Below are 22,862 nucleotides of genomic sequence, written 5' to 3'. Positions count from 1 at the left end.
GAATTAGCGAAAAATTGTAAAACAGTTGAAGATGGTATTCCATTTACACCATATTATTGATACTCCCAATGTGAATGACACTGGCCCCTTTTCAAGCAAAAAATACCAAAGGCCGGCTGAAATTGGATTCAGCAAAACCTTTGGATCAGGAACGTTAATGTTTATCCTAGTCATGTGGATTTTGTTTCTTTTATTTGATTTTCTTTTTTTCCATGATGGCAAAGTAATTTCCTTCATTATCCACAAAATTAAAAACTCTGCCGCCGGGCATGCTTACAATTTCTCCAACTGTGATGCCTTTACCCGAAAAATCTTTATATAATTGATCGAGATTTTCTGAGTAAAACAGGAGCGAAGGTGAATGAAGATTTACTTCCGGATGCATCTTAGCAATTAATTCCTTATTGTGGAGAACAATACTCGTTTCAGCTTCCTTTGTTGGAGCAATTTCGATCGATCTCAGTCCTTGGCCATTATTTTCTTCAGAAACTACGCAAAACCCAATTTTTTCTGTCCAAAATTTCAATGCCTCATCTTGATTATTGACATACAGCATAATCTGACCGACTTGATGAATCATTTGCTTCTCTCCGTTCCTGCCAGTTCAATTCATATTCATATGTTTTTCTATTGTGTATTCCAATATACTTTCCATTTCAATCATATAACTGCTTAATATTGTACCAAATGCAAGTGCCGCACAAAAAAATTTTCCTTCTAACCTTCTCCCTAATTTTAACAATACATGTGGAAAACTGAGTCTAGTCTTTCACCCTTTTTGATTAAAAATGGATTTTTCTCTTACAGATTTGAATTTATTTTTTCTTAAATTGCAATATTAAATGCAACAAGTATTGAAAGACCAGATAACCCATGATTAAGTAGAATCGGGACACTCTGCGCAACTTGACGTGGAGTGGCGGGCATGGTAGCCTGGTTGGCCCAGCCAGTACCGTATACCTGGCTTCATGGCTGGTAGCCATGCCCGCAGAGGCTCTTTGTCAAGTTGCTAAAAACCAACCCTTTGGGTTAGCTGGCTTAAGGTTAAGAAGCTAAGCCAGCTAACTCTATTTGGAAACACTCCTCAGGTGTACGATAATTGAGGATCTTCCTTGGAAGATGGTTACACCAATTTTCAACATAGGTAATGGTTTCGTCTGCCACAGAGGAAATGGGTCTCCCCTTTGGTATGAAGCGCCTAATAAGGCCATTATGACGCTCGTTGGTTCCTCGTTCACAGGATGTGTAAGGGTGTGTAAAATAAACCTCTGTTAGATCTTTTTCAACACTAAGGCCGAGGTCAGCAAATTCAGAACCGTTATCAGCCGTAATGGTTTTAAACACTTTAGAGAACCGATTACCATAAGACACTTTCAACTGAGATATGACTTCTGAAACGGATAGACTATCCTTGGCTGTCACTCTCAAAATTATTTCTTTACGGGTTTTGCGCTCAGTAAGAGTCAATAAGGCCTGATCTTTAGTCTTCTTGCCTATAACCGTATCAATTTCCCAGTGACCAAACTCTTGGCGTTCATTGACTTCAATTGGTCGCTCATCGATACTGCGTCCTAAGATCTTCTTATTCTTCCGGTTACGTTTTTTCTTGGTGTTCAGGGTAATTTTCATAGGTAGGTCAATGTTTTTAACGCCTATAAGTCCTAGATCAATATAGTTATAAAGGGTCTTGGTGCAAACCATTTTGTCTTTGAATTTCCCATCACGTTTGGCTCTCCCACATACCGCATCAGGAGACCATTTCTTATCAAGGATCTGAGTTTCGGCATACTTAATAAACTCGATGGCATCGTCTAGTTTTAGCTTGCGGCCACAGGCTTTCCTGTTTCTCTCATAGAGAAGTTGACCTGTGTCTGGAAAATAGACATGAACAATTTTCCCGTTGCTTTTTCTTTGTGGCACTGTACCTCTTCTTAACTCACGGGAGATGGTGCTTTTGTGACAACCAACATAATCTGCAATCTCCTGTTGAGTCTTACCAGCAGCGTGTAAGGCCGCAATTTTCCCACGGTCATAAGCCGTTAAGTGTTTGAAATGCCGAGCTCCTATGGTAGAATTAGTAATTGCCATAGATAAATCCTCCGTATCGATATTGTTTTAGTCGACTTAATCATACGTGGTTTATCTATGGTTTTTCATTTTTTATGCTTGTTGCATTTGATTATACAACTAGCCGAATTTATTTTTTATAAAAATGGTGGATTAAGATAATCCAAAATAAATAATAAAAAACACCCCCTCTTGGCATAAGAAGATCTCAAGTGGTGCTTTGAAATAAAGTTTAATCAAAAATATCTCACAAACCTGTATTTATAATAAATCGAGTAGGAGGGAGCGATTAACTCCCGTCCTCTCACACCACCGTACGTACGGTTCCGTATACGGCGGTTCAATTAAGATAATTGACGCAAGTCTTTATAACTTCCGTGAATAGCTGTTCTCTTTATGCCAGTGGTCACTCCACCCTCCAAGAGGTCTCCCACGGGATTCACCGCTTCCTCCCTCAAGTGAGGTACTACGTTTTCTGTGTTCATCATGACTCACTGAATACCAAGGGCTATTCTCTCTTAATTGTTCGGTCCTTCTTAGTTGTTCTAGACCAACTAATACTATGACCTCTGCTGACTTCTGACGGTTCAGCTACTTATCACTAAGTAGGTTATGAAGAGTACTTCACATATCCGCCAGACCTCCCCGGGTAAGTACATGCACTTTCACACCATCTATCCGCCTCATTTACTCGATATGACCTTCGACAGAAAGAGCTTTGTTTTGTTATGCAAACTCACTCAATCATACCTAGCCTTATATGAGGTTCGTGTTCCTCGGACCGGTGTTTTGCCTCCAGCTTCCTTCAGATTCCGCGTCACCACGGACACCCTTGCTCTTGGCTAACCTCTACTTCTGTCTTCGGGGTTCGGGACTTACACCCTATAGTTCATGTACATGCCGGGCGCACATAAAAGTGGACTGGCCCCACATGGGAGGTCCAGTCCAGGTTTGAAATGACCAGCCCTGACCAGTCTCGCGTTAACCCTGGATCAGAAGTAAACTTTCCGGCGCAACATTGCTCAAAAAGGGGCTCGGTTCGCCTACACTATAAAGCTCCAAATGATGCATAGCCCGTGTACAGGCGGTGTAGAACAATCTGCGCAGGCTCTCATCACCGTATACTTGCGCCGATGCGTCATAAATGATGACGGCGTCGAATTCAATGCCCTTGGCCAAATACGCCGGTATGACGACAACGCCTTGTTCATATTCGGCATAGCCGCTCTTCACGAGCTTCACTTCTTCAACGCTCTTCAGTGCTTCGTATGCGGCGGTGCTTTCCGCAGCAGATTTGCATATGATCGCGATCGTATTATACCCCCGATTCCGCAATTCTGCGACTTTGGAAGCAATACAGCGGTGCAGTTCTGCATGATCAGAAACTCTCGTCAGCACAGGCTTATCACCGTCGCGCTCAAAAGCGACAATCCGTTCGCCGCCGGGCACGAGTCCGCGCGTAAATTCGACGATCTGTCTTGTGGATCTGTAGCTGCGATTCAAGGTGATCACATCCGTTTCATCCGTTCCGTATAAGTCGGTCAGTGTTTGAAAATCGCCCGTTTCGCTGGCATGGGCGAAGATCGCCTGGTTAAAGTCGCCGAGCACGGTCATCCTTGCCGAGGGAAACAAACATTTCAAATACTCGAATTGAAACGAAGAATAATCTTGTGCTTCGTCTACAAGCACGTGTTTGATCGAGATGTTCGTCTGAAAGCCTTGAATCAGATCTTTCAAGAATAAAAACGGAGTTGCATCTTCATAAAACAGTTTGCCTTCGTCTAGCATTTTCACCGTCAATCGGCAAATATCCTCCCACTCCCCAGGGGTTTCCCCCTCCAACCACAGTTTGATCTGCGTCGGATCGGTGAAAAGCTGCTTGTATATCCCTTTAAAGTCGATGAAACGAAGCGCCCGGATCCGTTTGCGCAACGGCTTCAATTTTTTGCGGACGATCAATTCGCCAATCGCTTCGGTCTCAATCTCATAATTGTCTAACGATTCTCCTTTAAAGCGACGTTTTTTCCGTAAATGAGTGTAAGCTTTATGGTAATCCTCGTTGCTAAGCAGCTCGATTTCTTCTTGTACCCATGGCTTGGTCCGTTCAATTTTCTCCGCTTCATCGATTTGCTTGTTTAGCCATTCCGTCAGCTTTTCAAGTCTGTTGTGAAAGCGGAACGAGGTGTCGCTGCTGTAAAACCTTTCCGCAATTTGTTTGGCGGTGACGATCGGTTTTCCTCTAAATAGAATATCTTTGAATAGCATGCCGGAGGACGCCAGCGACTTCCAGTATCCTTTAATCGCCTCGAAAAAACGAGTTGATGCCTTGAATCGGATGTTCGCCATCCTGGTCCGGTATGAAGGGTCATTTGCTGCAGTCAACACATATTCCAGTTGCTCGTATGGACCCTCGACTTGAAATGCTTTGCTCAGCCGATGGTCCAAGTATTCCTGAAATGTGACCTGTTGCATATTCTCTTCGCCGAGTTCGGGCAACACATTGGACACGTAGCTATTAAACATCGAATTCGGTGAAAATAAAATGATTTGATCGGCCTTCAGCCTGTCCCGGTACTTGTAGAGCAAGTAAGCGATCCGCTGAAGGGCGGCAGATGTCTTGCCGCTGCCAGCGGGGCCTTGCACAATGAGCATCCTCCCGCGATCATGCCGGATAATCCGGTTTTGTTCCATTTGAATAGTAGCCACGATATTGTGCATATGTTTGTCCGTGACTCTGCCAAGCACCTGCTGTAAAATCTCGTCTCCAATGGTGAGACTGGTATCGAACATCGATTGGATAACGCCGTTGCGGATGATATATTGCCATTTTTTCTCCAGCGTGCCGCGAATTACGCCTCCAGGTGTAGCATATTCGGCCGGACCGGGTGCGTAATCGTAGTAGACACTCGAGACCGGCGCCCGCCAGTCGTAGATAAGGATGTTCTCTCCGCTTGTATCCGTGAGCGTGGAAATACCGATATAGATTCGTTCGGCGACGGAATCCCCTTCTTCAGTGAAATCGATCCGTCCGAAATAAGGCACCTCCTGCATGCGGCGCAGCGTGGCCAACCTCTTGAAGGATTGTCTGTGGGTGCTTTGGCTGACGGACAGATTCTGAGCCTGTTGTCTCAAGGCGATGATCGTCTCAAGATAATCGTCGAAAGTATCTGTATTCACCTTGACGTCATCCCAAAAATGTTTGCACGTATCAATCACTTCTTTCCTGCGCCTAAGGGTTTCATCTTCCAGCATGCCGATTTGCTCCGCAATGATCTCCATTATGCTGTCCAATCGTTCTTGCTCCCGCCGAAGTTCTGTATTCAATATCAATCACTCCTTTAAAAAATGAAAAATGGGGATTGACTAAAGAAAAAATATGATATATAATTATAATGGGATATTATAATTATAAAAATAAATAAAATGTGTTTCTAACTTAATTTATCATAATTTCTCAATTTTATCAATGTATTTAACACTACCGCCTCTATGATGTAACAGAACTGACTAAAAAAAGATATCCATATGTACAATTCAGTGAAAGTAAAGTTGGACGAATCATATTTATTGAGAAATCCGTCAGAGAACATATCAAGCATAATCCCGTTATCACCCCATAACAGAGCCTAATAAAAGGGAAGCTAACGCAATAAGTTGGATAGCTTCCCTTTTTATTTTTGGTTCTATACTAAATTTTGGGGTTAAGGATTTTACAGGCAAAATAAAAGCACTTACGAAGATCTCCCTTTAAAATGATAGTTGTCCGACTACATCGAAAGGGAGATTTCGTAAATGCATTCTCATTTTATCACAAAACTGCTTGGGTTAGAAGATGTTGAAATCACTCATGTAGAGGATCAAATCACTCACTTTGAAATCCATATTCAAACGCCTGTAAAAGTTCAAAAATGCCCCTGCTGTCAGAAGGAAACTTCCTCTGTCCATGATGATCGGATTCAAAAGATTCGGGATGTAAAGGTCTTTGAAAAATATTGCTTTCTCATCTTGAGAAAGCGCCGATACAAATGTAAGTCCTGTGGAAAACGGTTCTACGAACCCTATTCTTTTCTAGAGCGTTACCAGCGCCACACGAAACGACTCCTCCAAGCACTTTTGGTTAAAGTGAGGGAGTATAACTTTAAGCAGGTTGCCAAGGAAACAAGACTTGGGCATTCCACCGTCATTCGGCTCTTTGACAAGTACTATTCCTATGACAATAAGGTCCTCCCGAAAGTTCTGGCCATTGATGAATTGAAAGGGACTTCTGAAACGGGCAAGTACCAATGTATCATTGGCGATCCTGTAAACCGAAGGGTTTACGATATCATTCCTAACAGGAATCTATCCACCCTAAAGGAATACTTCCGTACACTTCCAAGGGAGAAAATACAGATGGTGGTCATGGATATGTGGCAGCCCTACAAGACGCTCGCTTTGAAAAGTTTTGATAAACCGATTCTGGTGGTCGATCGATTCCATTATGTTCGGCATAATGTATGGGCATTGGAACGGGTGATGAAATGAAACAGCTGAACTGGGAATATAATTAAAATCGTTCGTTTTTTCTATTTAATTAGCTGAAATAATAAGGGCTGCTTTTAGCTTTGTATATAACATTATAATTAGCAGAAAAGACCGACTCATTAAAAAGACGGTCTTTTTATTCAAAATATTAATCTTCCACTAACGCACCCGTTATTTTAAGTGTAATTCTTCACAATCCGTGTAGTAAATCAAACAAGCAAAAGGCGATACCCTTATTCAAACATCGCCCTCAAAAATTATAGTTTTTAAAAACATGTAAACGAAATAATTCTCCTTGTATCAATACCAAATATCATCCAGGACCAACCATTCCATCTGAAACCAGCAACAGATCTTGGACCTACGAAAACGGGATAAAACCAAAACCCTTCACCATTGTTGAGCCATATAAAAGTATTACGAAACAGGCACAACCTAATTGCTCCTGGATCAACAGCAAATGGTGAAGCACTTGCCTGTTGAGGAATAAATGGTGGAGGAGGAGCAGTTGGAGCTTGTGGAATTTGTGATCCGGGTAGACCTGGCAAACCTGATGGTCCCGGAAACCCAGGTCCTGGTAAACCCGGTAAACCTGATGATCCCGGAAACGAGGGCACTGGTAAACTTGGAAATTGACGCTCCAATTGCTGATCATAATTTATATAGGAGTATACTGTCTGATTATACATTTTAAAGTTCACCACCTTATCTTAAATAACTCTCAAAAGTAATAGTATGTTGTACTGTTCTTTTATGAAGCTTATTCGCAGTCTAAAATACTGCCCATTGGCTTCCGAAAAATATACAATAAGAGGCACCGCCACATGCCCATCTAGCTAACAACAAAGTATAACTTGAAGTTGTCCTCCTAACTAATAACTCAATATTGGTGGTATTCTTAAACTACAGACAAAATTTTTATTCAGAGTGCTGTGATGAATGAGAGGAAAAAAGCCCGGCTTTCCTATAAAAAACTTATTGAAGATAAGCCCCCGGTAGTGGATCATAAAAAAAGGTTGACACATCAACCATTTTTTCTATGAAAGCACCCAATGACGGAAAAAAGAAAATTAGTATAAAGATAATCCTACATAAATCTAAACAATATGGAATTTCAGACAAGTCGATAATATTGTCCAGTGCTTTGATTAAGCAAATCGGATGTTAAAAAGACTCCAACAGGTGGTAGAGCTCCGTTTTTAATTGGAGGTCCAGTCAGTTCTCTATTCGTGGTGGCAATCCAAGAGCCGCTCTCTCCTGCCTGAGGAGAAGGAGCTTTCATAACAAAACGTCCACTTAAGATTAAATGACGAATTCTAATTGCCGCACTATCAAATATTTGTAATTGACCAGAAAACGTTGCATAAGGTGTTTCAAAACTTAGTTGTTTGGTATTTTCATCCCAGGTTCCATGGATAGGGACAGGCGTACCTCGAAAATTGACGATACCGATTACGGTTCTCCCTGAGACCGAGTGAATGTTCAGTCCCCCCTAACAACCGGTCTTCCCGCAATTTCAGTGCTTAATCCCCAGCTTGATTGTGACGGTAAACTCAGTGAAATGTTTTGAGCACTTTGCACATTAATCCCTCCTTTTGTAGTGTATAGGAAATTATATGCAGTTGACGATTATTTGGGTTTGACATCAATTTGGTGATTCATTAGTACTTACCGACAACAAATTAAATAAACCTAAATCGATAGTCCGGAATGTTTATGTTTTTAGAATTTATGCAGGCACAAATTTTTACAAGCAGAGAACACACCATTCGGAACTATGTCCTGAATGTGTATAAATGCAATTTAAATGTAAATTTCCTTTGAATACTTTATACAAAATGTTGAATAAGATTGGATTGAAATTTATGATGGTAAACCGAAAAATGGATTTGTAAAAGAAAGAAAAACTGGAAAATGAATTGGTGATGAAGGTGGAAGTGGTGGTCAAATTTCAGAAAGTAAAATTAATAGATGATGGAAAAAAAGGGGAGGCATGAAAATGAAATTTACCGACCCCAAACATATATATCCCCCTAATAACTTCTCGTATTAACGCTATCCTTTCTAACAAATTATCTACTTACTCATCTTGACAGCGAATTAAAAAACTTTTCTATATTCGATTTAGATCTTTCTCCTAAAAAATATAGCCTCTTTCGTTAAAACGTTAGAGGCATGACATTACTAAAATCGTTACCCGCTTTTTCCTCATTGGTATAAAGAATTTGCACTGAATTTAACTATGTTCCTCATTAGGAAAAAGGTCAAGGAATTCAGGTCTTTCTTTTCCTCCTTCTCCTCTTTCCAATTAATCCTCTTTATGCCTTGCTATACTTGTTTTCAGGTGCTTATTCGGGCTTTTCCTTGCTCTTTTTTGGACATAAAAAACCGAAGGTAGAATACCTTCGGTTTCGAAACGTTATTTTATTTCAGGTTCCAATTTTTCTAGACACTAGGTCACAACGAACAAAACTTATTTTATTCCACCGTTACGCTTTTTGCCAGGTTGCGCGGTTTATCGACATCGCAGTCGCGATGCAGAGCTGCGTAGTAAGCAATAAGCTGTAACGGAACAACAGAGATAAGAGGTGTTAACAAGTCGTGAATTTGCGGAATGACGAAACGGTCTGATTCCATTTCCAGTCCTTTCATGGAAATCACGCAAGGGTTAGCGCCGCGAGCAACGACTTCCTTGACATTTCCGCGTATACTTAAGTTCACGTTTTCTTGTGTAGCCAGTGCGATAACAGGCGTTCCTTCCTCAATTAAGGCAATCGTACCGTGCTTCAGTTCACCGCCGGCAAAACCTTCTGCTTGGATATAAGAAATTTCTTTTAACTTTAAGGCACCTTCCAAGCAGACAAAATAGTCGATAGAACGGCCGATAAAGAAACAATTGCGTGTAGTTGCCAAATATTCCCGAGCGATTCGTTCCATTTCATCTTTGGCATCGCAAAGAATTTCCATTGCGTTGGCTGCGATTCCCAGCTCTTTCACTAGATCAAAATCAACTGCAATATTGCGTGCTTTCGCTGTTACGTTCGCCAAGATAGCAAGTACAGCAATTTGTGCTGTGTACGCTTTTGTCGATGCTACGGCGATTTCCGGACCGGCATGGAGAAGCAATGTATAATCAGCTTCCCGTGACAATGTCGAACCCGGTACGTTGGTAATCGTCAACGCCGGATAGCCCAATTTTTTCGTTTCAACTAAAACGGCACGGCTGTCTGCTGTTTCACCGCTTTGGGAAATGAAAATAAACATCGGTTTTTCAGATAAAAGCGGCATATTGTAGCTAAATTCGCTGGCAACATGAACTTCCACAGGAATTTTTGCCATTTTTTCAATCAATTGTTTTCCAACAAGACCAGCATGGTAGCTCGTACCGGCCGCTATAATATAGAGACGGTCCGATTGATTCAAGGCTTCTACGATTTTAGGATCAATTTCTAATTCCCCGTTTTCGTTTTGGTAAGCTTGAATCAATTTGCGGATAACTAGCGGCTGTTCGTCAATTTCTTTCAACATATAATGAGGGTAAGTACCTTTTTCAATGTCGCTTGCATCAAGTTCAGCTGTAAATGGAGCGCGTTCGATTACTTCTCCATCAAGATTTTTGATCACTGCACGATCTTTTGTTACAATGACCATTTCTTGGTCCATCAATTCTTTAAATTGATTCGTTACTTGAAGCATTGCCATCGCATCAGAAGCGACTACATTAAAGGATTCGCCGATGCCGACAAGAAGCGGGCTTTTATTTTTCGCTACAAAAATCGTATCCGCATTTTGTTCATCCAACACTGCAATTGCATAGGAACCTTTAATTTGTTTCAATGTTTTTCTAATGGCTTCTTCGACTTCCATTCCTTCGTTGACGAACAGTTCAATTAATTGAACAACGACTTCCGTATCCGTATCGCTTTGCAAAGGAACATCTTGCAAATATTGTTGTTTCAATTCTTCATAATTTTCGATTACACCGTTATGAACGATCGTAAAACGGCCTGAAGCACTTTGATGTGGATGGGCGTTCCTTTTGCTTGGCACTCCGTGTGTAGCCCAGCGAGTATGCCCAATTCCGATATTCGCTTTCACACTATTATCCACACTGTTGCGCAGATCGGCAATACGGCCTTTTTCTTTGAACACATGAACGCCTTCGCCATTATTCACAGCAATTCCAGCAGAATCATAGCCTCTATATTCAAGTTTTTCTAGACCTTTTAACAAAATTTCTTTCGCATCTTGATTACCAATATAACCAACAATTCCGCACATGGTGTTCTTCCTCCCTTTAGACAAGGGGGCAAGAAATCGCGGGGGCGTTTCTGCCCCCTTATCTCCGTTTTCAATTTTATCAACATTCGTCAGTACATCCGACTGCTATCTTGAAATCGCATTTCCCTTCCTTTGTCCACCAGGTCGCCCTGATGTTTTAAGAAGAGAATTCACGGCTGTGCGTTCAACCGGGAGGCATCCGCCGAAAACTCGATAAACCTCCTCCTCGTCAACTAAGCCTGTTTTCTCCGCTCTGGGCTTAGTTCGGGCGCTATTATTATCAAATCAACGTGCTAAACCTTGATCCCCCTTTCCTTTTTGGAAACTTATTCAAAACACGTTAATCATACACTATTTTTTTGGATTTCGTCAACTAAAAACATCAAAGATTACGAAGAAATACACATTCTTTATAAAAAATATGCATAAGGAATCAAAATGTTTCCTTATGCATATCATATATCTATATATTATAAATTAATCTAACCCCATTTCTTCTTTTACCACATTGACGATCTTTTCAACATAGCGATTACATTCTTCTTCTGTAGGAGCTTCCGCCATCACTCTGACAAGAGGTTCCGTTCCCGACGGCCGGACAAGGATACGGCCATTTCCTTTCATTTCTTCTTCCGCTTCTTGAATCGCTTTTTTCACCTTTTCATTTTCCAACGCTTTATGTTTATCGGTAACACGGACGTTTACAAGTTTTTGAGGAAATTTTTTCATTTCTGCAGCTAACTCGGATAACGGTTTTTTGGTTAATTTCATAATGTTCACCAGCTGCAGCCCGGTCAAAAGGCCATCCCCCGTTGTATTATAATCAAGGAAAATGATATGTCCCGACTGTTCGCCCCCTAGGTTGTAGTTGTTTTTCTTCATTTCTTCCACAACGTAGCGGTCGCCGACAGCCGTCTGTACACTCTTGATTCCTAACTCTTCCAGTCCTTTATGGAACCCAAGGTTGCTCATAACGGTTGACACAACGGTCGACTGCTTTAAACGGCCTTCTTGTTGTAAATACTTTGCACAGATGTACATGATTTGATCGCCATCGACGATTTGGCCGTTCTCATCCACTGCAATAAGACGATCGCCGTCACCGTCAAAGGCCAAACCTACATCCGCGCCTTTTTCTTTTACGAATTGAGCCAGCGCTTCCGGATGAGTAGACCCTACTCCGTCATTGATATTTAATCCGTTTGGAGACGCACCCATTGTCGACAGATCAGCTTCAAGATCCGCAAACAAATGAGTGGCCAGCGAAGAGGTTGCGCCGTGAGCACAATCCAACGCAATATGTATTCCTTCAAAATCTTCATCCACAGTCTGTTTTAAATACTGAATATATTTTTGCACGCCTTCAAAATAATCCGTTACTTGTCCAAGTTCTTTTCCAATCGGGCGAGGAAGATTGTCTTCATTCGTATCTAAAAGCTTTTCAATTTCCAATTCCTCGTCATCGGAAAGTTTAAAACCGTCCGGACCAAAAAATTTGATGCCATTATCAGCCACTGGATTATGAGAAGCAGAAATCATAACGCCCGCTTGAGCTCCCATTACTTTTGTCAAGAAAGCAACACCCGGAGTGGAGATAACACCTAAACGCATCACTTCCGCTCCAATCGATAACAGACCTGCTACGAGCGCTCCTTCCAGCATGTGGCCGGAAATACGGGTGTCTCGCCCAATTAATACTTTAGGTCGTTTCGCGTTTTTCGTGAGCACATAGCCGCCAAAACGCCCTAATTTGAAAGCTAACTCAGGCGTCAACTCCGAATTAGCCACCCCTCTAACTCCATCCGTACCGAAGTATTTTCCCATTATCTTCATCGCTCCTTTATAAACTATCCATCCAGGTATACTAACGTTTTTTTACCGATAATTGAACGTTTACTTGATCATCCGATAGTTTCCAATCTGTATTGTTGTGTCCGTCTCCTTCAATCTTTAGCTGATGTTCCCCCACTGTCAAACCGGAAAGGTCTATGAACAGGGAAAAATCGTCTTTGCTCAATTTGTCGACGACGCTCTCTTCCCCGGTTACCTCCGCATTTACAGTTGAGGGAGACATCGAATCAAGAACGTAATCATCGCTTAACCCTCGAGTTTCGATCGGGATATCAGCAATCGTTTTCGTTATGACGGAATTCGGTGAATTCGTGTCGTTTGTTTGAGTTTGATTGTCATCAGGCGTAATCTCAGCAGTTCCGTTCTCGTCCTCTTTTGGCTTGGTTCTTTTATCCACTGAAACGACAATTTTTACTTTTTGAGGCGAAACATAATTCAAGCCTTCTTTCAAATGAATTGGAACCTCTTTTACCGTATCCCTTTTTATTTTACTTAAATCTATATTGATTTCCACATTATTTAATTTATCCAACGCCGATTCTTTGCCGTAGACGGTTACTTCTTTTGGATCTATGTCAATATCCTTAATGCTCACGCCTTCCGGAGGATTCCCTATTTCTTTTACAGACACAGGCACTTTTTTATTTGGATTTTTGACTTTTACTGTTACTTCCACCGTCTCGGGATCGACAGCTACATCCAATTTATTCAACTCGCTGTCCAGTACACGCACCCTTGCTTTTCCTGTAAATTCACCATCGATCAGCTCATCGCTGTCAAGGGTTGCTTTCACATACGCAATTTGATTAATTACGTCTTTAGCCCCGGTGATTTCCACTGTTTTAGGACTGACAGACAAACTATCCACTTGGTAGCCGTTCCCCAGCATGCCATCGCTGATTTCCGCTCCCACTTTAAATTCTTTTGTCACTTTTTCTTGAATGGAAACCTCTGCATAAGCAGGTTCAATTTTCACTTTTAATTGATTCGATATATTGTCATATTTTATAGGAACATCATGAGTCCCTACCCCTAGATTGGATAGATCCACATACACTTTAAAATCTTTCAGCGCTTTTGTGGACTGTACAATGCTTTTTGGACCCTCGATCGTTACACTTACTGTTTGTGGGACTCCGGATACCACAAGATTATCCGAATCGTAATATACATCCACCGGCACATCTTCTATCGTCGCAACATTATCGTTAGGAACATTTTCCGTTTTTTTCTTCAAATCCACTTCTTCCACGTTAACTGACATATATAATAATATTGCCAAAAACAGCGCTAAAATTCTCAATACCCAAGGGCTTTCAATCCATCTATCCATTTTTTCGTTTTCCCCTCCAGCTCCACAGAGTCGAGGATCCATGTTTCGATTTTCCCAGGAGCAGTTCTTTTTCCAAAAGTTGTTGGAAGTCTTCTGCAGATAGATCTCGATGCAGCTCTCCATTTTTCGTGACTGAAACGGAGCCTGTCTCCTCTGATACCACGATGGTTAAACTATCGGTCACTTCGCTGATACCGAGGGCAGCCCTGTGTCTAGTTCCTAACTCTTTAGAGATAAAGGGACTTTCAGACAACGGCAGGTAACAAGCAGCAGCTGCAATTTGATTTTTTTGGATAATGACCGCCCCGTCATGTAGTGGTGTATTAGGGATAAAAATGTTAATCAATAATTCGGAGGATACTTTAGAATTTAAAGGGATCCCCGTTTCAATATAATCGGTCATCCCCGTTTCCCTTTCTATGGAAATGAGCGCGCCAATTCTACGCTTAGCCATATAGTTCACCGCTTTGGCCATGGATTCAATGAGATGCATTTGCTCTTCATCTTCTTGTGCTAAACTGCGGCGCGAAAAGAATCTTCCCCGCCCCAGCTGTTCCAGCGCTCGCCTGAGTTCCGGTTGAAAAATGATGATGACGGCTAAAAAACCCCATGTCAAAGCCTGTTCCATCATCCAACTTAAAGTATGAAAGCCAAGGACGCCGCTGAAACCTCGAACAATGATAATGACGAAAATTCCTTTCAGCAGCTGAACAGCTTTTGTTCCACGTATAAGGGTCAGTATTTTGTAAATGACAAACCAAACAAGCAAAATATCTATAATATTGGATAAATAATCCAGTATTGAAAAATTATCAAAATTCCTTAAAAACGGCATATTACATCCTCCAATAATGTAATGAAAAATAGCCGTATAGGGGCCTCTTTCCAATGAATTTATTATATCATACTTCAGACATCGAACTTAAATCAAACAATGGGACAAGATTGGAATTATTTTAAGAGCTTAAGATGCCTTTCACTGCGCTACCAATTCTTTCATATGAAACCAAAGCCATTCAAACATCTGATGAATCTCTTCTATATTCCCGGTCACTTTTCCGGCAGACGCCATGTATTTTTCACCATTAATGACCGTAACATCCCCATCCACTTCTCCCTCAATTCGGATGTCTCCGTTCCGAACAACAAGATCTCCCTTCACTGTTTTCCCTTTTGGAACAATGACCGTATTTCCTTTCACAACAAGATTGGGCTGCTTCGTAAATGAAAACTGTTGATCTTGCTCCCACAAAGCGACAAACGACCCCATCATAAAGACAAAAAATATAGCGCAAGCAGTCAAAAATGGATGGAGATGGAACCATCTCTGCAGTTTTATCGTTCTTTTTTCTTTTGGCAACAGTGATAAAACATTTTCGGTAAAATGCTCAGGAGCTTTCACGCTATTGGAAAGACCCCTCACAAACATAATAGACTGTTTCAATTCTTGAAAATGCTGATGGCAATCTTGGCATTGCTCCAAATGTTCCCTTAGTTTGACAACTTGTTCTTTTGGCAGTTCACCATCTAAATACTCATGCATATAGCGCGTTATTTCTTTTTGGCAGTCTGCGTTCATCTTGTAGCTCATCCCCTCGCTATAATTTGCGCAAATGTTTTCGAAGAGCTTCTCGGCCCCTATGTAATCTTGTTTTTACCGTCCCAACCGGCATATCCAATATTCCTGCGATTTCTTCGACAGATAATTCTTCCATGTATTTTAATATTATGACCGCTCTGTATTTTTCAGGAAGCTTTAAAATCGCTTGCTGAATCGACTCTTGTAATTCCATATGTTCTACTTCTTGCTCCGGCAGGTGGCTGGATGAAGCAATTTGCGAATACAGCGTTAAATTTTCAGATCCTTCTATATCTGCATCTAAATGGTAGTCCGGTTTTTTCTTTCTTATTCGATCAATGCAAAGATTGGTCGTAATTCGATACAGCCAGGTTGAAAATTTTCGATTTTCATCATACCGTCGAATGTTGAGATAAGCACGTAAAAACGCTTCTTGTGCTACATCTTCTGACTCATGCCGATTTCCCAGCATCCGATAACAAAGCTGATACACTTTATCTTTATAAATTTCCACAATCTCTCCAAATGCGTTCTGATCGCCCTTAAGCACTTGCCTTATTTTTTTTCTAATAAAAACATCCATTCACTTGTACCCCCGCTCCAGCGGCAATATATAAATACGAATCAACGAAAAAGAAAGTTTCAAAAATCTTCTCTTCCATCATAACAAATATTGACCTAATCAAGTTTGCACATTTTTGAAAACGGATATGATAATAATAAAAATCAGCAAAAGCGGTGATAGACAATGTCAACAACAGAACATGACTTGCTTCTTCAAATTGAAAACTGCCGAGTTGAAATGATTTCCCAGGCAATGAAAACTTCTTTTGCAAATGATGAAGTGCTTGCATTAAGTGTAAAGCTGGATCAGCTTTTGAATCTGTATGAATCTAAAAGTCCAAAATAAACGCAGCAACCTCGTATGCAGGAGGCTGCTGTCTATGAAATGGACATAAATGCAACCGCTGCTATGGCCGCTTTATATTTGGAAGAGATTTTTTGAATTTCAAGTACAGCAGAATCTTTCCCACTCTTCGAACAATTTTGTTTGTAAACAACATCCGCAATGCGAAAGTTCGTCCAAACGAAAGTCTATTAGATTAAAATCAAGAATATCATTATTTTGTCTTAAAATTAGAAACATTTTCTTCCTACTTAAATTAAGAATCAAATGATAATGTATCTAGAGCTGATCCAAATAGAAAAAGCCTCAAACCTAACGGTTTAAGGCAAAAAACGTAAGCTTCCTATCTGAACTGAAAATGGAGCCTAGCGGGATCGAACCGCTGACCTCCTGCGTGCGATGCAGGCACTCTCCCAGCTGAGCTAAGGCCCCATATCTTCCGGCAAATAGAGCGGAAGACGGGACTCGAACCCGCGACCCCCACCTTGGGAAGGTGGTGTTCTACCACTAAACTACTTCCGCAAATACAAAACAATGAGCCATGGAGGATTCGAACCTCCGACCCTCTGATTAAAAGTCAGATGCTCTACCTACTGAGCTAATGGCTCATCAAAAAACAATAAAAAAATCCTTCAAAAGGATCAACAATAATGGCTGGGCTAGCTGGATTCGAACCAGCGCATGACGGAGTCAAAGTCCGTTGCCTTACCGCTTGGCTATAGCCCAATGATGAATGAACATTATTAGGATATCCAACGATACAAAAACTATTCAAAATTAAATGGTGGAGGGGGACGGATTCGAACCGCCGAACCCTGAGGGAGCGGATTTACAGTCCGCCGCGTTTAGCCACTTCGCTACCCCTCCGCTGCTGGTGCCGGCTGTAGGACTTGAACCCACAACCTACTGATTACAAGTCAGTTGCTCTACCAATTGAGCTAAGCCGGCTTGTTTAAGTATGGTGGAGGTTGACGGGATCGAACCGCCGACCCCTTGCTTGTAAGGCAAGTGCTCTCCCAGCTGAGCTAAACCTCCATTGAGGATGACCCGTACGGGATTCGAACCCGTGTTACCGCCGTGAAAGGGCGGTGTCTTAACCACTTGACCAACGGGCCAAAAAAATCACAGGAAAGCTTCCAACCGGGCTCGAACCGGTGACCTCTTCCTTACCATGGAAGTGCTCTACCTGCTGAGCTATGGAAGCATGGCTCCGCAGGTAGGATTCGAACCTACGACCGATCGGTTAACAGCCGATTGCTCTACCACTGAGCTACTGCGGAACGATATCGCCTGGCGACGTCCTACTCTCGCAAGGGGAATCCCCTCACTACCATCGGCGCTGAAGAGCTTAACTTCCGTGTTCGGGATGGGAACGGGTGTGACCTCTTCGCCATTGTCACCAGACGTTCAAGACAGGTAATATTATAACATAAATTATGCAGATTGCAATAACAAATGGATATTTAGGAAAAAATTATTCCTTCAAAACTAGATAGAAGAAGCAGTTTCACCGATTTCGCGCTTTCTTTTGGTTAAGTCCTCGATCGATTAGTATCCGTCAGCTCCACGTGTCACCACGCTTCCACCTCGGACCTATCTACCTGATCATCTTTCAGGGATCTTACTTTCCGAAGAAATGGGAAATCTCATCTTGAGGGGGGCTTCATGCTTAGATGCTTTCAGCACTTATCCCTTCCGCACATAGCTACCCAGCGATGCCTCTGGCGAGACAACTGGTACACCAGCGGTGCGTCCATCCCGGTCCTCTCGTACTAAGGACAGCTCCTCTCAAATTTCCTGCGCCCGCGACGGATAGGGACCGAACTGTCTCACGACGTTCTGAACCCAGCTCGCGTACCGCTTTAATGGGCGAACAGCCCAACCCTTGGGACCGACTACAGCCCCAGGATGCGATGAGCCGACATCGAGGTGCCAAACCTCCCCGTCGATGTGGACTCTTGGGGGAGATAAGCCTGTTATCCCCGGGGTAGCTTTTATCCGTTGAGCGATGGCCCTTCCATACGGAACCACCGGATCACTAAGCCCGACTTTCGTCCCTGCTCGACTTGTAGGTCTCGCAGTCAAGCTCCCTTCTGCCTTTGCACTCTGCGAATGATTTCCAACCATTCTGAGGGAACCTTTGGGCGCCTCCGTTACCTTTTAGGAGGCGACCGCCCCAGTCAAACTGCCCACCTGACACTGTCTCCCACCCCGATCAGGGGTGCGGGTTAGAATTTCAGTACAGCCAGGGTAGTATCCCACCGGCGCCTCCACCGAAGCTGGCGCTCCGGTTTCCAAGGCTCCTACCTATCCTGTACAAGCTGTACCAAAATTCAATATCAGGCTGCAGTAAAGCTCCACGGGGTCTTTCCGTCCTGTCGCGGGTAACCTGCATCTTCACAGGTACTATAATTTCACCGAGTCTCTCGTTGAGACAGTGCCCAGATCGTTACGCCTTTCGTGCGGGTCAGAACTTACCTGACAAGGAATTTCGCTACCTTAGGACCGTTATAGTTACGGCCGCCGTTTACTGGGGCTTCGGTTCGCACCTTCAAGCAAAGCTTTAAGCGCTCCCCTTAACCTTCCAGCACCGGGCAGGCGTCAGCCCCTATACTTCGCCTTACGGCTTCGCAGAGACCTGTGTTTTTGCTAAACAGTCGCCTGGGCCTATTCACTGCGGCTTCTCGGGGCTATGCACCCCAAAAAGCACCCCTTCTCCCGAAGTTACGGGGTCATTTTGCCGAGTTCCTTAACGAGAGTTCTCTCGCACACCTTAGGATTCTCTCCTCGCCTACCTGTGTCGGTTTGCGGTACGGGCACCTTTTTCCTCGCTAGAGGCTTTTCTTGGCAGTGTGGAATCAGGAACTTCGGTACTATATTTCCCTCGCCGTCACAGCTTGAGGTTAGTGGCAACGGGATTTGCCTCGCTGCCCCTCTTACTGCTTGGACGCACATCCAGCAGTGCGCTTACCCTATCCTCCTGCGTCCCCCCATCGCTCAAACGGAAAAGAGGTGGTACAGGAATATCAACCTGTTGTCCATCGCCTACGCCTGTCGGCCTCGGCTTAGGTCCCGACTAACCCTGAGAGGACGAGCCTTCCTCAGGAAACCTTAGGCATTCGGTGGAAGGGATTCTCACCCTTCTTTCGCTACTCATACCGGCATTCTCACTTCTAAGCGCTCCACCAGTCCTTCCGGTCTGGCTTCTCTGCCCTTAGAACGCTCTCCTACCGCGGACACCCGAAGGTGTCCACCCGCAGCTTCGGTGATACGTTTAGCCCCGGTACATTTTCGGCGCAGAATCACTCGACCAGTGAGCTATTACGCACTCTTTAAATGGTGGCTGCTTCTAAGCCAACATCCTGGTTGTCTAAGCAATTCCACATCCTTTTCCACTTAACGTATACTTTGGGACCTTAGCTGGCGGTCTGGGCTGTTTCCCTTTTGACCACGGATCTTATCACTCGCAGTCTGACTCCCAAGGATAAGTCGCTGGCATTCGGAGTTTGTCTGAATTCGGTAACCCGATGAGGGCCCCTAGTCCAAACAGTGCTCTACCTCCAAGACTCTTTCCTTGAGGCTAGCCCTAAAGCTATTTCGGAGAGAACCAGCTATCTCCAAGTTCGATTGGAATTTCACCCCTACCCACACCTCATCCCCGCACTTTTCAACGTGCGTGGGTTCGGGCCTCCAGTAAGTGTTACCTCACCTTCACCCTGGACATGGGTAGATCACCTGGTTTCGGGTCTGCGACCCCATACTCATGCGCCCTGTTCAGACTCGCTTTCGCTGCGGCTCCGTCTTTCCGACTTAACCTCGCATGAGATCGCAACTCGCCGGTTCATTCTACAAAAGGCACGCCATCACCCGTAAACGGGCTCTGACTACTTGTAGGCACACGGTTTCAGGTTCTCTTTCACTCCCCTCCCGGGGTGCTTTTCACCTTTCCCTCACGGTACTGGTTCACTATCGGTCACTAGGGAGTATTTAGCCTTGGGAGATGGTCCTCCCAGCTTCCGACGGGATTCCTCGTGTCCCGCCGTACTCAGGATCCACCAGGGAGGGAACGAAGTTTCGACTACAGGGTTGTTACCTTCTCTGACGGGCCTTTCCAGACCTCTTCGTCTACCTCGTTCCTTTGTGACTCCACCATTGGTGTCCTACAACCCCAGAAGGCAAGCCTTCTGGTTTGGGCTGTTCCCGTTTCGCTCGCCGCTACTCAGGGAATCGCTGTTGCTTTCTCTTCCTCCGGGTACTTAGATGTTTCAGTTCCCCGGGTTGCCTTCCTTACCCTATGGATTCAGGCAAGGATGCTGCCCCATTACGGGCAGCGGGTTTCCCCATTCGGAAATCTCCGGATCAACGCTTACGTACAGCTCCCCGGAGCTTTTCGGAGTTAGTCCCGTCCTTCATCGGCTCCTAGTGCCAAGGCATCCACCGTGCGCCCTTTCTAACTTAACCATGTTGGTTTTATCCTAGATGGCGATACTCGGTTTATGCTGCTTCTTTTTTCTATCTAGTTTTCAAGGAACAACTTGGAAGGATGAAATCCTTCAAAACTGAACAAAACGAAAGCGTACAATTGATATCTGTCCAGCTCCGGCTCCTAGGTGCTCGAGGTCACAATCCATCTTGCTGCGGTGGTTGAAATACTACCTCCTCGCAAGCTGTCTTGTGCTTGTCGCACCTGAACAGTCGCCTCTGCTTTTCTTCTTCCTTAGAAAGGAGGTGATCCAGCCGCACCTTCCGATACGGCTACCTTGTTACGACTTCACCCCAATCATCTGCCCCACCTTCGGCGGCTGGCTCCCGTAAGGGTTACCTCACCGACTTCGGGTGTTGCAAACTCTCGTGGTGTGACGGGCGGTGTGTACAAGGCCCGGGAACGTATTCACCGCGGCATGCTGATCCGCGATTACTAGCGATTCCGGCTTCATGCAGGCGAGTTGCAGCCTGCAATCCGAACTGAGAATGGTTTTTTGGGATTAGCTCCACCTCGCGGTTTCGCGACCCTTTGTACCATCCATTGTAGCACGTGTGTAGCCCAGGTCATAAGGGGCATGATGATTTGACGTCATCCCCACCTTCCTCCGGTTTGTCACCGGCAGTCACCTTAGAGTGCCCAACTGAATGCTGGCAACTAAGGTCAAGGGTTGCGCTCGTTGCGGGACTTAACCCAACATCTCACGACACGAGCTGACGACAACCATGCACCACCTGTCACTCCGTCCCCCGAAGGGGAACCCTCTATCTCTAGAGGTAGCGAAGGATGTCAAGACCTGGTAAGGTTCTTCGCGTTGCTTCGAATTAAACCACATGCTCCACCGCTTGTGCGGGCCCCCGTCAATTCCTTTGAGTTTCAGCCTTGCGGCCGTACTCCCCAGGCGGAGTGCTTAATGCGTTAGCTGCAGCACTAAAGGGTGGAAGCCCTCTAACACTTAGCACTCATCGTTTACGGCGTGGACTACCAGGGTATCTAATCCTGTTCGCTCCCCACGCTTTCGCGCCTCAGCGTCAGTTACAGACCAGAGAGCCGCCTTCGCCACTGGTGTTCCTCCACATCTCTACGCATTTCACCGCTACACGTGGAATTCCGCTCTCCTCTTCTGCACTCAAGTCTCCCAGTTTCCAATGACCCTCCACGGTTGAGCCGTGGGCTTTCACATCAGACTTAAGAGACCGCCTGCGCGCGCTTTACGCCCAATAATTCCGGACAACGCTTGCCACCTACGTATTACCGCGGCTGCTGGCACGTAGTTAGCCGTGGCTTTCTGGTCAGGTACCGTCAAGGTACCGCCCTGTTCGAACGGTACTTGTTCTTCCCTGACAACAGAGCTTTACGATCCGAAGACCTTCTTCGCTCACGCGGCGTTGCTCCGTCAGACTTTCGTCCATTGCGGAAGATTCCCTACTGCTGCCTCCCGTAGGAGTCTGGGCCGTGTCTCAGTCCCAGTGTGGCCGATCACCCTCTCAGGTCGGCTACGCATCGTCGCCTTGGTGAGCCGTTACCTCACCAACTAGCTAATGCGCCGCGGGCCCATCTGCAAGCGGCAGCTTGCGCCGCCTTTCAACCTTCCTTCATGCGAAGGAAGATATTATCCGGTATTAGCCCCGGTTTCCCGGAGTTATCCCCGTCTTGCAGGCAGGTTGCCCACGTGTTACTCACCCGTCCGCCGCTAACTTTCAAAAAGCAAGCTTCTTGAAAGTCCGCTCGACTTGCATGTATTAGGCACGCCGCCAGCGTTCGTCCTGAGCCAGGATCAAACTCTCCAAAAAGAAATTTGACTTGGCTTGTTTCGATTGAAACATTGGCTTACGCT

The 22,862-nt window shown here is 44.3% G+C and carries 12 protein-coding genes, 10 tRNA genes and 3 rRNA genes; 2 read left to right on the top strand and 23 right to left on the bottom strand.

What is annotated here, in order from left to right; translation table 11 throughout:
- Positions 1-190: 190 nt before the first annotated feature.
- From BSM4216_RS00980 to helD, 3 genes are all read right to left on the bottom strand, one after another.
- A complete protein-coding gene (locus tag BSM4216_RS00980; RefSeq protein WP_048622402.1) occupies positions 191-580 on the bottom strand; it encodes a VOC family protein in 390 nt (129 codons plus the stop codon).
- Between the two features lie 464 nt (positions 581-1,044).
- On the bottom strand, positions 1,045-2,088 hold the full coding sequence (locus tag BSM4216_RS00975; protein WP_048622401.1) for an IS30 family transposase: 1,044 nt from the start codon (positions 2,086-2,088) through the stop codon (positions 1,045-1,047).
- A 960-nt stretch (positions 2,089-3,048) separates the two neighbouring features.
- A complete protein-coding gene (helD, locus tag BSM4216_RS00970; RefSeq protein ID WP_048622400.1) occupies positions 3,049-5,391 on the bottom strand; it encodes an RNA polymerase recycling motor HelD in 2,343 nt (780 codons plus the stop codon).
- Between the two features lie 468 nt (positions 5,392-5,859).
- Between helD and BSM4216_RS00965 the strand changes: the two genes are divergently transcribed.
- On the top strand, positions 5,860-6,591 hold the full coding sequence (locus BSM4216_RS00965) for an ISL3 family transposase (protein ID WP_048622399.1): 732 nt from the start codon (positions 5,860-5,862) through the stop codon (positions 6,589-6,591).
- 266 nt (positions 6,592-6,857) lie between these two features.
- Here BSM4216_RS00965 and BSM4216_RS15965 read toward each other — a convergent pair whose 3' ends face one another.
- From BSM4216_RS15965 to sigW, 7 genes are all read right to left on the bottom strand, one after another.
- Positions 6,858-7,280: a hypothetical protein gene (locus BSM4216_RS15965; RefSeq protein ID WP_061778550.1), complete on the bottom strand. Its 423-nt coding sequence runs from the start codon at positions 7,278-7,280 to the stop codon at positions 6,858-6,860.
- A 1,789-nt stretch (positions 7,281-9,069) separates the two neighbouring features.
- Positions 9,070-10,872, bottom strand: coding sequence for a glutamine--fructose-6-phosphate transaminase (isomerizing) (glmS, locus tag BSM4216_RS00950; protein WP_048622397.1), 1,803 nt, complete (start codon positions 10,870-10,872; stop codon positions 9,070-9,072).
- 477 nt (positions 10,873-11,349) lie between these two features.
- A complete protein-coding gene (glmM, locus tag BSM4216_RS00945) occupies positions 11,350-12,696 on the bottom strand; it encodes a phosphoglucosamine mutase (protein WP_048622396.1) in 1,347 nt (448 codons plus the stop codon).
- 40 nt (positions 12,697-12,736) lie between these two features.
- Complete coding sequence (locus BSM4216_RS00940; RefSeq protein WP_048622395.1) at positions 12,737-14,056, bottom strand: CdaR family protein; 1,320 nt, start codon at positions 14,054-14,056, stop codon at positions 12,737-12,739.
- Positions 14,049-14,891, bottom strand: coding sequence for a diadenylate cyclase CdaA (gene cdaA / locus BSM4216_RS00935; RefSeq protein ID WP_048622394.1), 843 nt, complete (start codon positions 14,889-14,891; stop codon positions 14,049-14,051). The genes BSM4216_RS00940 and cdaA overlap by 8 nt, the downstream gene beginning before the upstream one ends.
- A gap of 141 nt (positions 14,892-15,032) precedes the next feature.
- Positions 15,033-15,635, bottom strand: coding sequence for an anti-sigma factor family protein (locus BSM4216_RS00930; RefSeq protein WP_048622393.1), 603 nt, complete (start codon positions 15,633-15,635; stop codon positions 15,033-15,035).
- Between the two features lie 19 nt (positions 15,636-15,654).
- A complete protein-coding gene (gene sigW, locus BSM4216_RS00925) occupies positions 15,655-16,218 on the bottom strand; it encodes an RNA polymerase sigma factor SigW (protein WP_048622392.1) in 564 nt (187 codons plus the stop codon).
- A 165-nt stretch (positions 16,219-16,383) separates the two neighbouring features.
- On the opposite strand from sigW, the gene BSM4216_RS15960 reads away from it, so the two are divergent.
- On the top strand, positions 16,384-16,545 hold the full coding sequence (locus BSM4216_RS15960) for an aspartyl-phosphate phosphatase Spo0E family protein (RefSeq protein WP_082142212.1): 162 nt from the start codon (positions 16,384-16,386) through the stop codon (positions 16,543-16,545).
- 356 nt (positions 16,546-16,901) lie between these two features.
- On the opposite strand, the gene BSM4216_RS00915 is transcribed toward BSM4216_RS15960, so the two are convergent.
- From BSM4216_RS00915 to BSM4216_RS00855, 13 genes are all read right to left on the bottom strand, one after another.
- Positions 16,902-16,974 (bottom strand) — tRNA-Ala (locus BSM4216_RS00915).
- Positions 16,975-16,992: 18 nt separating this feature from the next.
- Positions 16,993-17,064 (bottom strand) — tRNA-Gly (locus tag BSM4216_RS00910).
- A 13-nt stretch (positions 17,065-17,077) separates the two neighbouring features.
- Positions 17,078-17,150 (bottom strand) — tRNA-Lys (locus BSM4216_RS00905).
- Between the two features lie 43 nt (positions 17,151-17,193).
- Positions 17,194-17,268, bottom strand: a tRNA-Gln gene (locus BSM4216_RS00900).
- 56 nt (positions 17,269-17,324) lie between these two features.
- A tRNA-Tyr gene (locus BSM4216_RS00895) sits at positions 17,325-17,409 on the bottom strand.
- A gap of 5 nt (positions 17,410-17,414) precedes the next feature.
- Positions 17,415-17,490: transfer RNA gene (locus BSM4216_RS00890), tRNA-Thr, on the bottom strand.
- A gap of 11 nt (positions 17,491-17,501) precedes the next feature.
- Positions 17,502-17,577 (bottom strand) — tRNA-Val (locus BSM4216_RS00885).
- A gap of 8 nt (positions 17,578-17,585) precedes the next feature.
- Positions 17,586-17,657, bottom strand: a tRNA-Glu gene (locus BSM4216_RS00880).
- Between the two features lie 16 nt (positions 17,658-17,673).
- Positions 17,674-17,746, bottom strand: a tRNA-Thr gene (locus BSM4216_RS00875).
- Between the two features lies 1 nt (position 17,747).
- Positions 17,748-17,822 (bottom strand) — tRNA-Asn (locus tag BSM4216_RS00870).
- A gap of 8 nt (positions 17,823-17,830) precedes the next feature.
- A 5S ribosomal RNA gene (rrf, locus tag BSM4216_RS00865) occupies positions 17,831-17,946 on the bottom strand.
- A 124-nt stretch (positions 17,947-18,070) separates the two neighbouring features.
- Positions 18,071-21,003: ribosomal RNA gene (locus tag BSM4216_RS00860) — 23S ribosomal RNA — on the bottom strand.
- A gap of 260 nt (positions 21,004-21,263) precedes the next feature.
- A 16S ribosomal RNA gene (locus BSM4216_RS00855) occupies positions 21,264-22,818 on the bottom strand.
- Together the 16S, 23S and 5S rRNA genes with 10 tRNA genes alongside form the textbook arrangement of a ribosomal RNA operon.
- Positions 22,819-22,862 lie beyond the last annotated feature (44 nt).

Origin of the sequence: Bacillus smithii (genome assembly GCF_001050115.1) — a bacterium.
Taxonomy (GTDB): Bacteria; Bacillota; Bacilli; order Bacillales; family DSM-4216; genus Bacillus_O; species Bacillus_O smithii.
Note: the sequence above shows the minus strand (reverse complement) of the source record. Positions and strands in the feature narration are given on the sequence as shown.

What these genes read in the sequence shown, in the direction of transcription:
- BSM4216_RS00930 (WP_048622393.1), bottom strand. Translation starts at nt 15,635, where the DNA reads ATGAACGCAGACTGCCAAAAAGAAATAACGCGCTATATGCATGAGTAT.
- BSM4216_RS15965 (WP_061778550.1), bottom strand. Translation starts at nt 7,280, where the DNA reads ATGTATAATCAGACAGTATACTCCTATATAAATTATGATCAGCAATTG.
- cdaA (WP_048622394.1), bottom strand. Translation starts at nt 14,891, where the DNA reads ATGCCGTTTTTAAGGAATTTTGATAATTTTTCAATACTGGATTATTTA.
- BSM4216_RS00940 (WP_048622395.1), bottom strand. Translation starts at nt 14,056, where the DNA reads ATGGATAGATGGATTGAAAGCCCTTGGGTATTGAGAATTTTAGCGCTG.
- BSM4216_RS00975 (WP_048622401.1), bottom strand. Translation starts at nt 2,088, where the DNA reads ATGGCAATTACTAATTCTACCATAGGAGCTCGGCATTTCAAACACTTA.
- BSM4216_RS00965 (WP_048622399.1), top strand. Translation starts at nt 5,860, where the DNA reads ATGCATTCTCATTTTATCACAAAACTGCTTGGGTTAGAAGATGTTGAA.
- glmM (WP_048622396.1), bottom strand. Translation starts at nt 12,696, where the DNA reads ATGGGAAAATACTTCGGTACGGATGGAGTTAGAGGGGTGGCTAATTCG.
- BSM4216_RS00980 (WP_048622402.1), bottom strand. Translation starts at nt 580, where the DNA reads ATGATTCATCAAGTCGGTCAGATTATGCTGTATGTCAATAATCAAGAT.
- glmS (WP_048622397.1), bottom strand. Translation starts at nt 10,872, where the DNA reads ATGTGCGGAATTGTTGGTTATATTGGTAATCAAGATGCGAAAGAAATT.
- sigW (WP_048622392.1), bottom strand. Translation starts at nt 16,218, where the DNA reads ATGGATGTTTTTATTAGAAAAAAAATAAGGCAAGTGCTTAAGGGCGAT.
- BSM4216_RS15960 (WP_082142212.1), top strand. Translation starts at nt 16,384, where the DNA reads ATGTCAACAACAGAACATGACTTGCTTCTTCAAATTGAAAACTGCCGA.